Genomic DNA, 12,558 nt, shown 5'->3' on the forward strand with positions numbered 1-12,558 from the left:
CACTGGGATATCTGTCCCCGGAAGAATTTGGTAGAAATTTAAATAAACAAAATATTGCCGCTTAACTAAATGTCTACTTTATTGTTGCAATTCCAAATCATAAGAGATCAAGCCCAATGAAGACAAGTTAAAAAGTGTGATCTTCGCAGCAATGTGGTCCCACTTATGCGGGTTTTGCCAGGCTGCAATTCATAGCAATCAGCTTATAAGTTCTTCGTGATTTACAAAATTACCTTCAATTGAAATAAAATATGGCCGGTTAAGCCGGCTAGTAACGGACGTGTGAGGAACTTAACGGACGATTGAAGCCATGCTTCTGAAAATCAATACTTTTCGTGCTGACTGTGCTTATCTTTGTATTGCAACCGTTAGCTATCGGTGCAATTGAAATTTCAGTCTTGTCCGTCTATGTGAAATAACTCAATTGCAAAATTCCGGATGGTATCCCCGCCGAAAGAATCCAGAAGAAGGGAGCTGGTTCTTTGACATCATAACTTTTGAATAAATTCAATTCAGCAGACAGTATTCCTCAGGCCATGCCAGCCGGCATTAATTACCATGTTTAAGCTTAGACGTAAGTGCTCATGAAAATTAAACCTGCTTCTAAGAATACGGCTCACGATGATGCCTAAGGAGGCTGATTGAAATTCAGCTGGGGCTCATGCGGTGAATCATCCTTATGAATCATGCTTATGAATCATGATTATCAATCATGCTGATGAATCATGCTTATGAATCATGCTGATGAATGATGCTGATGAATGATGCTGATGAAGGATGCTTATGAATCACGCTTATGAATCATGCTGATGAAGGATGCTCGTAAATAATGCTTATGAATCACGCTTATGAATCATGCTAATGAAGGATGCTTGTAAATAATGTTTATGAATCACGCTTATGAATCACGCTTATGAATGATGCTTATGAATGATGCTTATGAATGATGCTTGTAAATAATGCTTATGAATCATGCTTAAAGCGCATGTTTAGAAAATCTGACTGGATAAACTCTCAAAAAAATAGCTGCATGCTATTACGGCCTAGCGTTCATTTGCGTAGCAAATTAATGCAGCCGTAATAGCATGCAGCTATTTTTACCTACTAACTAACTAATACTTCTTCGGCAGCAATCGCCTGTATCTGCTGTTCAGTATACGTAAAACGGCCGGTATTGGCAATAAACACATCTTTCTGCACCAGCAACTCTTTATTTGCCAGTAAAGATTTCAGGCTCACACTTCCAATCACATATTTGTAATCGTTTCTGGAGAAGCGCTCCACGATATTTTCGATCTTCAGTTTCTCTACTGTGTATTCGTGCGTATATCTGAGGTAAACTTCGATATTCACATTATCGGTATGGATCAGCCCGTTGTGCTGGTGATATTTTTTGTATTCATAACGGTAACCATATCTTAAGGCAGCGATATCAGACAGTACTGCCGCGCCTGTCGGATGCCCGCCTGCACCTTTTCCAAAGAAAAACTGTTTATCAGCAAATGCAGCCTGAACCGTAACGCCATTGTATTCATTCTCTACGTTGAAAAGGAAATCATCAGATTTAACGAACTTTGGCAACACATAGGTTACAACCTGCTTGGTACTAATCTTACGCGCTGTAGGCACCAGTTTGATCTTAAAATTCTTCTCCCTTGCATATTGAATGTCATGTTCTGAAAGGTTCTGGATACCCACGTTCAGGATCTTATCGGGATTAATGAATAAACCGTAAGCATGTGCAGTGGCAATCGCCAGTTTAAACTTGGGATCATAGCCACCAACATCCATAATAGGATCAGTCTCTGCAAAACCAAGGTCCTGTGCCTGCTTTAAGGCATCAGCATAGGGCATATTTTCATTAAATATTTTGGACAGTATATAATTTGAAGACCCGTTAAAGATACCGCTGATTCCATGCAGCAATTCATTATCATAATACTCTTCAAGGTTGCGAATGATTGGGATACTGCCGCATACTGCACCTTCATACAGGAGGGAGGTACCATATTTCTCCTGCAGTTCTACCAGCTCTTCGAGATGGTTCGCAATCATTTTTTTATTGGCAGAAACTACGTGTTTACCGTTGATTAGTGCTTTCTTTGTGATTTCAAAAGCCGCATCTGCATCATCAATCAGCTCAACGATGGTATTGATCTCCTCATTGTTCAGGATTTCATCATGGTCTGTTGTGAAAAGTTTAGCGTCAAGGCTCCGTTTCTTATCAGGGTTTTTTATTGCTATTTTGATGACTTCCAGGTTGAGGTCCTGACCACGGATAATATCGTGCAGGCCCTGTCCAACTACTCCAAAACCGAATATTCCAATTTTAAGTTTCTTACTCATTATGCTATTTTATGCAGTTTAACAATTTTTTTATTTACGCTATCCTTTAGGAAAGTTCCGATCATATTGGTGAGGATATCGGTTTCAATCAAAAAGCCATCGTGCCCATAGGCAGATTTGATGCTGTGGAATTCGGCTCCCGGAATGTGTTTTCCAAGAAATTCCTGTTCATTGATAGGGAAGAGGAAGTCGTTCTCAATCCCGATGACCAGCGTGTTGGATTTGATCGACTTTAAAGCATCGATCACGCTTGTGCGCCCGCGGCCAACATTATGGCTGTCCATGGCTTTTGTCAGGTACCAGTAGCTGTACGCGTTAAACCTTCTGCACAGTTTTTCTCCCTGGTATTTCTGATAGGATGCTGCGCGGAAATCTCCGGTTTTCTCGTTTACGCTTTCTACCTGCGTTGCGTTATACGCTTCATAGGTACGGTAAGAAAGCAGGGCGATACTTCTGGCGGCCTGTAAACCCTTCATCCCGCCATCGGGCTGCTGGCTAAAGAAACTGCGGTCGGCACTGATGGCCAGGCGCTGGCTCTCATTAAATGCAATTCCCCATGGTGTCTGGTAAGCGTTGCAGGCTACAAGGATCAGGTTTTCAATCTCGATCTGATTTGAAATTGCCCATTCTGCTGCCTGCTGACCGCCCAGCGAGCCACCGATCAGCACCTTTATTTTGCTGATGCCCAGATGTTCTGCAAGCAGCTGGTGTACCTGTGCCAGGTCCCTGATCGTAAATTCAGGAAAAGAAAGGTAGTAGGGGTTGCCCGTTACCGGATCAGTGTCCAGCGGACTGGTGGTACCATAGTGCGAACCCAGTACATTGGCGCAGATGATAAAATGCTCTGCCGGGTTAAACAAATATTTGTCACCAAATAATCCCTTCCACCAGTCGGCCACATCCGCATTTGCAGTTAAAGCATGGCAAGCCCAGATTACGTTATCCTTGTTGGCATTTAATGTGCCATAGGTTTGATAGGCAACGCGTAGTTCGCGCAGCTGTTTCCCGTTTTCTAAGTTGAATGATTTTTTGTGATGGTATATGGCTGTTGATGACATTAGGTTAAGCTTGAATATAGCAGGCAGCTTGCGTGTTAAAACATGCATAGGGCTGTGACGTTAAAATTATTTGAGTTGACATTGATTTTGAATGATCCTGATCTGGTTACATACCTCTGCTCAGAGGATTTCCGTTTGGGTGGTGTAATGGAAATGGATTAATTCAGGCAACAGCACATATAGGCAAAAGCCTGCGTGTGAGAAATTTTCTGGTTGTTTCCGCTGGTTAGCGATAGTTTTGTTCTTGTTTTCATTTGTTTCAATTTATCTTTCCAGAAAGCAATATGCCGACTGGTCAGGAATTGGCACCTTCTCCATATGGGAGGGTTGCCAGTGGGTCAGGGAGCCTGTCTCTCGCCACTTCTTTATAAATCAAACCTCTGCAATGCCGGGGTTGACTCGAAAAGCTTTCGCTTTGTGCGTACAAATGTAGTGCTACTCTTTTTATTTTCAAAATATTATTCTGATAATTTATTATATATCTGTAATTGAGGTGTTTAAAATATTTGATCTTCTGTAGTTTGATCTTGCTTCATCTATAGAGTGGAAAATCAGCCCCCTGTATGGTATGATAAATGATAAAACCAATCAACAAACTGTCAGATGGCATTTATGTGTATCAACTGCAAAATTTAATTCTGTCCCATAAAATTGCTTTCATTTCGCAGTTGACCTGTCAAGCCAACATGCCATGCATTTTTCTGGACAGTTTGCTGTTGTATTTTCCAAAATGGAATTCAGCTGTCTTACTGATTGTTAAATTTTTGATCGGCTACGGCAATAGTGAATTGTATCAGGGAAATCAGATCTTAGTTTTTTGGCAGGATTTGTGTAAGTTCAAATTCCTAAATAGACATATATGAAAAGAATATTAGTAATAGCAGCCATCTTATGTAGTTCATTGATGGTTTTACAAAGTTGCTCCAGCACAAAAAGTACCACTGCAAGTGCAAGCCTGAGAAGGGGAGCCGTAACAGGTAACTGGGTACTGAATGATATTACATTCGAAGGTGTTCCCGCAGCAAACGTAAGGTCGCTGTTTAACGAAGCTTCCTACAAATGTTTTATTGGCAGTACCTGGAGGCTTACAAACAGCGGAAACGGTAGTTATACCCTTCCGGGAACTGCAGACTGCCCTACCAGGACACAGGATATTTTCTGGTCGGTAAGCACCGCTGATGAAACTTTCCAGTTCAAAAAACTGAATGAAGGTGATAAAGCAAAAAATATCGCAGATGGCTACAGACTGGTACTTGCTTCAACTTCGGGAGATCAGCTGATCCTGAAATCACCTGTTGAATATGGCAGTGCCCCTGCTAATATTGTACTGAACTTTACCAAAGCCAGCAAATAGTTTTTCTGGTCTTTCAGAGATTTCAAATAAATAATTAAAGGACTGCCTTCAGATATTCTGAGGGCAGCTTTTTTTTACAGCTTAAAATCTGTACTTTAATACACTTAATACACATGGGCAATATTATTAACCCCATGTGGAGATAATTCATTTTATGGCAAAAATTTCCATTATTGGTAGCGGTTTTTCCGGACTTGCAGCCTCCTGTTTTGCGGCAAAGGAGGGGCATCAGGTTACTGTTTTTGAAAAGAACAGCACCATAGGTGGTAGGGCCAGGGTTTACAGTGCAGAGGGCTTTACTTTTGATATGGGCCCCAGCTGGTACTGGATGCCAGATGTATTTGAAAACTTTTTTGGCGCCTTTGGCAAGTCTGCATCCGATTATTACGAGCTGAAACAGCTTGATCCCGGATTTCAGATCATCTTTGGCAGGGAGGATGTGATTGAGGTGCCGGCCAGCATGGATGAACTGGAACAGGTTTTTGAATCTATAGAAGCCGGGAGTGCCCTGGCCCTGCGCAAATTTCTCAAAGAAGCCGAATTTAAGTACCAGGTGGGAATGAAAGACCTGGTGTATAAACCGGCTTTTTCATGGCTGGAATATGCAAATATGGATGTAGTAAAAGGAATGCTGCAATCTAATCTTTTCAGCTCCGTAAGCAGCTATGTGGGCAAGTACTTTAAAGACAAGCGGCTGGTAGCCCTGATGGAATTTCCGGTACTTTTCCTTGGCGCCATGGCCAGCAAGATCCCAGCCTTATATACGATGATGAATTATTCTGCCCTGGTGCAGGGAACATTTTATCCTGTTGGCGGCATGTGCAGGATCGTAAGCGGCATGCAGGAGCTTGCAGAATCTCTGGGCGTGCAATTTCACACCGGGCTGCAGGTAGAGCAGATAGAGGTTTCTGGCGGATTGGTGTCGGGCCTGAGAACAAACAAAGGCCTTTTTGAGACAGAGGGACTGATTGCAGCGGCAGATTACCATCATGTGGAACAGCAGCTGCTGGACGAACGCTACAGAAACTATGATGAGAAGTATTGGGAGAAAAAGACTTTTGCACCTTCATGCCTGATCTATTATGTAGGCGTAAGCAAAAAACTGAACAGGCTACTGCACCACAATTTATTTTTTGATGCCGATTTTAATCAGCATGCAAATGATATATACAGTACCCCTCAATGGCCTGAAAAACCATTGTTTTACGTATGCTGTCCTTCAAAAACTGATCCCGGGACAGCGCCCGAAGGGATGGAGAATATTTTTATCCTTGTTCCCGTGGCCGCGGGCCTGAAAGACGACGAGCAAACCAGGGAGCAATATTTTAAAGGGATTATCAGCAGAATGGAAAGCTTTTGCGGAGAAGATTTTGCAGATCAGGTGGTTTATAAAAAAACATACGCGATCAGCGATTTTACGGAAGATTACAATGCATACAAAGGCAATGCCTATGGATTGGCCAATACGCTGATGCAAACTGCAGTGCTGAAACCAAGTCTTAAAAACAAACAGATAAAAAACATGTTCTATGCAGGTCAACTGACTGTGCCTGGCCCCGGGGTACCTCCTGCATTGATTTCGGGCCAGGTAGCTGCAAATGAGCTGGCGCAATATTTTAAAAAGTAATCTATTATTATGAAAGAACTGTTCGATCGCATTTCCATAGCATCCAGTACAATTGTAACCCGGACGTACAGCACAAGTTTTTCGCTGGGCATCCGTTGCCTGCACAAGAAATTTCACAATGCAATTTACAGCATATATGGTTTTGTGCGTCTTGCTGATGAGATTGTAGATTCTTTTCACGGCTATGACAAGGCAGTGTTACTGGCTGATTTTAAGGAAGGCACCTACAAAGCGATAGCGCAGGGGATTAGCCTGAATCCCATTCTCAACAGTTTTCAGCTGGTTGTGAATGAGTACGGAATAGAGCAGGAGCTGACAGACTGCTTTCTGGCCAGTATGGAGATGGACCTAAAGCAGACCGCTCATTGTGCAGATTCATATGATACCTATATACTGGGCTCTGCCGAAGTGGTAGGCCTGATGTGCCTGCGGGTGTTTACGGAAAATAACCGGGAGATGTATGAGCAGCTAAAGCCATCGGCAAGAAAGCTGGGCGCCGCTTTTCAGAAGGTTAACTTTCTGCGCGACCTTAAGAATGATTATGAGGTTTTGGGCAGGGTGTATTTTCCGCAGGTTGATCTGTCAGTGTTTTCGGAAAAGGAGAAGAAGGAAATTGAGCAGGATATCGAAGAGGACTTTGCTGCAGCCCTGGCCGGAATCAGGCAGCTGCCGCGCAGCTCAAGGTTTGGCGTGTATGTTGCATATATCTATTACAGGAACCTGTTCAACAAAATTAAATCTGTATCTTCAGTCCGCGTGATGTCTGAAAGGATCCGTATTCCCAATGCCAGGAAGCTGAGCCTTCTTGCCGGCTCTTATGTGAAACACAGTTTGAGAATGATATGAAATTTGTGTTGCTGCTGCTGGTGTGCCTGCTTGATTTATCTGCTCCGGACCTTCCATCGTTACGTAACATACTGGACCAGTCTTTTAGTAATCAAAAAGCTGCAAACGCGTTTTATGAGCAGATGAAGGGGGTGAAGGATGCCGACCTGCCGGTCATGTCTGGCTTCAGGGCGATGTCTGAATTTATGCTTTGTAAGCATCTGCTGAATCCTTTCAGCCGGATTAACCACTTTAACCGGGGCAGGAAACTTCTGGAATCTGCAATAGCGAGGGACCGTGATTCGCCTGAGCTGCTTTTTTTCAGGTTAACTACACAAAGCAATGTGCCTGCACTGTTGAATTACAGCGGTAATATTAAAGGGGATACGCAAAACCTGATCAGTTATTTAGAGACTGCCCAGGATAAAATACATACTGATAAAGATCTGCACAAGCGGATTAAAAGCTATTTGCTGATCAGCCAATACTGCAGTGCCGAAGAAAAAGCATTAATTACAAGATTGTAGAATACGGTTGCTGACATCAGGACAGATTTTACAGGAAAGTAATACTTAACATTTGATAATGAATACCGATTATACCAATAATATGATTGAATACGTTTCTCTGGTAGATGAGCAGGACAATGAAATAGGGGTAATGGAAAAAATGCTGGTGCACCAGGAAGCATTGTTGCACCGTGCCATCTCCGTATTTGTTTTTAATGACAGGAATGAGCTATTACTGCAGCAAAGGGCAGCTGAAAAGTATCATTCAGGATTGTTGTGGACAAACACCTGCTGCTCGCATCCAAGGCCGGGGGAGGTGGTAATTGAGGCAGCGAAACGAAGGCTGATGGAAGAAATGAAAATGGCCTGTAATTTGACATACGAGTTTAGTTTTACCTACAAAGCTGTGCTGACAGAAGAACTGACGGAGCATGAGCTCGACCATGTTTTTTTTGGTGAAAGCAATGCGCATCCGCAGCCTGATCCTGCTGAGGTGGCCGATTGGAAATATATGCCGCTGCAGGAGATCGAAAAGGATATGGAAAAGAACCCTGCCATTTACACAAGCTGGTTTAAATTGATGTTAGATAAAATAAAAACCGTTCGGAATGACCATACTGATTAATATAGGAATTGTATTGCTGACATTTTGTTTGATGGAATGCGTTACCTGGCTCACACATAAATATATTATGCATGGGCTGCTTTGGGTACTGCACGACGATCACCACAATAAGGCACATACTTTTTTTGAGAAAAACGATTACTTTTTTGTGATTTTTGCCTGCATCTCGATGGGGTTTTTCCTGCTCGGTACATTCATTGCCGGCCTGGATTTCCTATTTTACATCGGCATAGGAATTACACTTTATGGTTTGGCGTACTTTATGGTGCATGATATCCTGATCCACCAGCGCTTTAAACTCTTTAGCAGGACAAATAACTTTTACTTTCGCGCCTTGCGCAAGGCGCATAAGGTACACCACAAACACCTTGGAAAAGAAGAGGGAGAGTGTTTCGGAATGTTGTTTGTTCCTCTAAGGTACTTTAAGGAGGCATTGCGCAGTTCTAAATAGCTGCCCTTCCCCAGCTTTGACATAAGTCTGACAGCTTAACGGGCTTGTGACGCATTCATCCGATGATTTTATCTTACTTTTGAGCTATAATCAATCATATGGATACCAAGCAAAAATTAACGTATATATTGAATGATGCCGGTTTGGCACAGCAATTAAAAGATATCGCGTTAAAAGTCCGGAATAGCGAAAGAATCACATTTGATGAAGGTGTTTATCTTTACGAACATGCTGAGCTGGGGTTTCTAGGCGTTTTAGCTAATTATATCAGAGAACAAAAACACGGTGACAGAACATATTTTAACCGTAATTTTCATATTGAGCCTACCAATGTCTGTGTGTATACCTGCAATTTCTGTTCTTACTCCCGGCTGATCAAAAACAAGGAAGAAGGATGGGAAATGAGTGTAGACCAGATGATGGATGCGCTAAAGAAATACGATAATGAACCCGTTACCGAGGTACATATTACCGGTGGTGTGGTACCAAAGCAAAACCTCGATTTTTATGCAGAGTTTTTCAGACGGACAAAAGCACACAGGCCTGACCTTCACATCAAGGCACTTACACCTGTAGAATATTATTATATATTTAAAAAGGCGAAGCTGAGCCATTATGATGGCATGAAATACATGCAGGAAGCCGGACTGGATTCGATGCCGGGAGGTGGTGCAGAGATCTTTCATCCCGAAGTAAGGGAGAAGATTGCCAACGATAAGTGCAACGCGGAACAGTGGCTGGATATCCACGAACAGGCGCACAAATTGAATATGCGCACAAATGCTACAATGCTGTACGGCCACATTGAGCAGTTCTGGCACCGGGTAGACCATATGGAACGCTTGCGCCAGCTGCAGGACAAGACCGGCGGATTCCAGGCATTTATACCGCTGAAATTCAGGAATCAGAATAACCAGATGGACCATGTACCGGAAGTTTCTGTAATTGAAGACCTGAGGAATTACGCGATTGCCAGGATATACATGGATAACTTTGACCATATCAAAGCATACTGGGCGATGATCAGCAGGCAAACCGCGCAGCTTTCACTTAACTTTGGTGTGGATGATATTGATGGTACGCTTGATGATACCACAAAAATCTATTCTATGGCAGGTGCCGAGGAGCAAACGCCGGGTATGAGCACAAAAGATCTGGTAAACCTGATCAAACAGGTGAAACGCCAGCCTATTGAGCGGGATACCTTATATAATGTAGTTACTGACTATACAGACTTTGTATTCGAAGAAGATGTTAAGCCCCAATTTTATAAGTTGCCGGTCATCAATTAATTAATGGATAAAGAACTATATATCATCCGTCACGGAGAGACGGATTTGAATAAACAGGGGATTATACAGGGCCGGGGGATCGACAGTGACCTGAACGATACCGGCAGGGCACAGGGTGCCGCCTTTTATGCTTTATACAAAGATCTCCCATTTGATAAGGTGTATACATCTGCGCTTAAACGGACACAACAGACGGTCCAGGCTTTTATTGATGCAGGGCTTCCCTGGGAAAAGCATGAAGAACTTGATGAGCTTGCCTGGGGAGAATGGGAAGGCACACAAACCAGTGAACATACGATCGGTGCATTTAAGGACATGACGGAGAAATGGCAGGGGGGCGACTTCGATGCGCATTTCAAAGGTGGAGAGAGCCCGAACGATGTAGCACGCCGCCTGAAGGTGATCATCGATATTATCAAAAGCAGGACCGATGAAAAATTAATCCTGGTCTGCATGCACGGACGCGCCCTGCGTTTGCTGATGTGCCTCTTTAGTGGCAAACCGATGTCGGCCATGTACGATTTCCCCCATCAGAACACTGGCCTTTACAGGGTAAGTTTAACAGGTGATACCTTTACGATCACCGATGCAAACAACACCGATCATTTAAATGGAAAAGATTAAAATTTCTGCCGTTGCCTATACCAATACCAAGGCTTTTATTTATGGTATTGAACATTCGCCGGTACTTGAACAGATAGACTTAAGTCTGGATATACCATCCGACTGCGCGGCAAAAGTGATTGACGGAACAGTAGATATGGGCTTAATGCCTGTTGCCGGTATCCCTGATGTAGCCAATGCACAAATCATATCAGATTATTGTATAGGCTCTGTGGGCGCTGTAAACTCTGTATTTATTTTTAGCAATGTGCCTGCAAAGGAAATCAGGACACTGAAACTGGACAGCCATTCCAGGACTTCAAACAACCTTGCTCAGGTGCTATTAAAATTCTTTTTTAAAACCGAATTTACGGTTACCAGCGATCCTGAGGCGGTAACGGATGCCATTGTGCTGATCGGCGACAGGACTTTCGGGAAAAAGGGCGACTACAATTTTGCCTATGATATGGGCGAAGAGTGGATGAACTTTACAGGATTGCCTTTTGTGTATGCAGCCTGGGTTGCCAACAAAGAGATTCCGGAAGCATTTGTTACTGAATTTAACGCCGCACTGAAAATGGGACTGGCTAACCGTGCAGAAGTGCTGAAAACATTGCCGGAAAATCCCTTATTTGATCTGGAAGACTACCTGATGAATAAACTGGATTTTGAACTGACCGATAAAAAACGTGAGGCATTAACCTTATTCTTATCTTATATTCAGCAGTTATAAGTGTTACAGCACTGATGTATCTGATCAGGCAGAGATAACTGGCCCTGCCTGCAGAATGGAAATCGCATGGTCTGCAAGTTCATTTGTTAATCCTATCATCGGGCTTGGCATCACCAAATACTGTTTAATCTCAGCTGGTAGTGCATTCAGAGATTTGTCATCATCTAATATCGCAATCTGATCGTTAGCGCGATTTCTCATATGATACCAATTCAAAATCTCCTCTCTGCGGTTCAGGTTTAAATTGTTAGCAGGCAGACGTTCAATCATGCTGGTATTGATACCCCTTAATTTGAAAATATCCTTCCACTCAGGTATGCTGTAACTTGATTTGTGCGAACTTGTTAAAACCAATGTCGCTCCGGTCTGATCAATGATCTTCTGAAGAGCAGCGATGGACTGACTACTGAACACGGGAAAGCCATCCTGAAGAAATTCAGGACTTTTCCAGGATTGAGCAGGAACCATTACACCATCAATATCCAATAAAACGTACATAACACAAATTTAAAACTTTTATTCAATCCGGTTAATTTCTTTTATAATTTCAATATCGATTTCGTTATATGCAGAATCCTGTTGATTCAAATATTTAATCCTGGATGCAGCATCCCAGTCCTTCAGGTCAAACTCTACATTCATCCAGTCATCAATTTGAGTGGCTGAGGTGAGTAAGCCCGGAACCCGGGCAATCTGATAGCGGCTGAGAAGAGAACTTATATATCTGTGATGACCGTCGATGATTACATTGTTAGCTACCTTGATTTCGCTAAATCTGATTCCAAACTGCATTTTGTTATAAATGCGACGGATAATAGGCAGGCAAAGCCTGGAATGAGTAGGAAAAAGGTCAGTGTGGTTATTTCTCAAATATTCCCGAATATGTGGAGATGTAATTTGGTTCGAATGCATACGATATTGATTTCTGGTATAATCACTAAATTATGTCGTTAAAGTTAACATTAGATTTCTATTTAATAAAATAAAATTTTCAGATATTTAATAGTAGTGATAAATTGTATTAAAATCATATTTTGGAATGGTACAATTTGTTGGTTAGGTGATAGTGGTATAAATAAACCGCATCTGGAACTTATGTCATGCAGCCAAATCAAATAGCATTCGCGGGATACGC

General features: G+C 42.5%; 13 protein-coding genes and 1 riboswitch. Of the genes, 9 read left to right on the top strand and 4 right to left on the bottom strand.

Going from position 1 to position 12,558, the window contains the following annotated elements; translation table 11 throughout:
- Positions 1-1,104: 1,104 nt before the first annotated feature.
- Both FN831_RS21245 and FN831_RS21250 read right to left on the bottom strand, forming a co-directional pair.
- The gene (locus FN831_RS21245; RefSeq protein WP_142530219.1) at positions 1,105-2,346 is read right to left on the bottom strand and encodes a homoserine dehydrogenase; all 1,242 of its coding nucleotides are present in this window, start codon (positions 2,344-2,346) and stop codon (positions 1,105-1,107) included.
- The gene (locus FN831_RS21250; RefSeq protein WP_142530220.1) at positions 2,346-3,404 is read right to left on the bottom strand and encodes a homoserine O-acetyltransferase family protein; all 1,059 of its coding nucleotides are present in this window, start codon (positions 3,402-3,404) and stop codon (positions 2,346-2,348) included. Before FN831_RS21250 ends, FN831_RS21245 begins: the two co-directional genes overlap by 1 nt.
- Before the next feature lie 261 nt (positions 3,405-3,665).
- Positions 3,666-3,778, bottom strand: a riboswitch (SAM riboswitch).
- A 485-nt stretch (positions 3,779-4,263) separates the two neighbouring features.
- Here FN831_RS21250 and FN831_RS21255 point away from each other — a divergent pair.
- The 9 genes from FN831_RS21255 to FN831_RS21295 all read left to right on the top strand — a co-directional run bounded on the left by FN831_RS21255 (position 4,264) and on the right by FN831_RS21295 (position 11,423).
- Complete coding sequence (locus FN831_RS21255; protein WP_142530221.1) at positions 4,264-4,758, top strand: lipocalin family protein; 495 nt, start codon at positions 4,264-4,266, stop codon at positions 4,756-4,758.
- 154 nt (positions 4,759-4,912) lie between these two features.
- Positions 4,913-6,385 carry a phytoene desaturase family protein gene (locus tag FN831_RS21260; protein WP_142530222.1) on the top strand — a complete coding sequence of 491 codons (1,473 nt, stop codon included), beginning with the start codon at positions 4,913-4,915 and terminating at the stop codon, positions 6,383-6,385.
- A gap of 9 nt (positions 6,386-6,394) precedes the next feature.
- A complete protein-coding gene (locus FN831_RS21265; protein ID WP_142530223.1) occupies positions 6,395-7,231 on the top strand; it encodes a phytoene/squalene synthase family protein in 837 nt (278 codons plus the stop codon).
- On the top strand, positions 7,228-7,737 hold the full coding sequence (locus FN831_RS21270) for a hypothetical protein (RefSeq protein ID WP_142530224.1): 510 nt from the start codon (positions 7,228-7,230) through the stop codon (positions 7,735-7,737). The genes FN831_RS21265 and FN831_RS21270 overlap by 4 nt, the downstream gene beginning before the upstream one ends.
- A 58-nt stretch (positions 7,738-7,795) precedes the next feature.
- A complete protein-coding gene (gene idi / locus FN831_RS21275) occupies positions 7,796-8,344 on the top strand; it encodes an isopentenyl-diphosphate Delta-isomerase (RefSeq protein WP_246101677.1) in 549 nt (182 codons plus the stop codon).
- Positions 8,328-8,795 carry a sterol desaturase family protein gene (locus FN831_RS21280; protein ID WP_142530225.1) on the top strand — a complete coding sequence of 156 codons (468 nt, stop codon included), beginning with the start codon at positions 8,328-8,330 and terminating at the stop codon, positions 8,793-8,795. Before idi ends, FN831_RS21280 begins: the two co-directional genes overlap by 17 nt.
- A 98-nt stretch (positions 8,796-8,893) precedes the next feature.
- Positions 8,894-10,087, top strand: a complete 1,194-nt coding sequence (gene mqnE / locus FN831_RS21285) for an aminofutalosine synthase MqnE (protein ID WP_142530226.1) — start codon at positions 8,894-8,896, stop codon at positions 10,085-10,087.
- 3 nt (positions 10,088-10,090) lie between these two features.
- Positions 10,091-10,711, top strand: a complete 621-nt coding sequence (locus FN831_RS21290; protein ID WP_142530227.1) for a histidine phosphatase family protein — start codon at positions 10,091-10,093, stop codon at positions 10,709-10,711.
- A complete protein-coding gene (locus tag FN831_RS21295) occupies positions 10,698-11,423 on the top strand; it encodes a menaquinone biosynthetic enzyme MqnA/MqnD family protein (RefSeq protein ID WP_142530228.1) in 726 nt (241 codons plus the stop codon). Before FN831_RS21290 ends, FN831_RS21295 begins: the two co-directional genes overlap by 14 nt.
- A gap of 24 nt (positions 11,424-11,447) precedes the next feature.
- Here FN831_RS21295 and FN831_RS21300 read toward each other — a convergent pair whose 3' ends face one another.
- Together FN831_RS21300 and FN831_RS21305 are read right to left on the bottom strand one after the other, a co-directional pair.
- Positions 11,448-11,921 (bottom strand): HAD domain-containing protein, encoded by a 474-nt coding sequence (locus FN831_RS21300; protein ID WP_142530229.1) that lies wholly within the window; start codon positions 11,919-11,921, stop codon positions 11,448-11,450.
- Between the two features lie 18 nt (positions 11,922-11,939).
- Positions 11,940-12,215 carry a hypothetical protein gene (locus FN831_RS21305; RefSeq protein WP_142530230.1) on the bottom strand — a complete coding sequence of 92 codons (276 nt, stop codon included), beginning with the start codon at positions 12,213-12,215 and terminating at the stop codon, positions 11,940-11,942.
- Positions 12,216-12,558 lie beyond the last annotated feature (343 nt).

Source organism: Pedobacter westerhofensis, assembly GCF_900182595.1.
Taxonomy (GTDB): Bacteria; Bacteroidota; Bacteroidia; order Sphingobacteriales; family Sphingobacteriaceae; genus Pedobacter; species Pedobacter westerhofensis.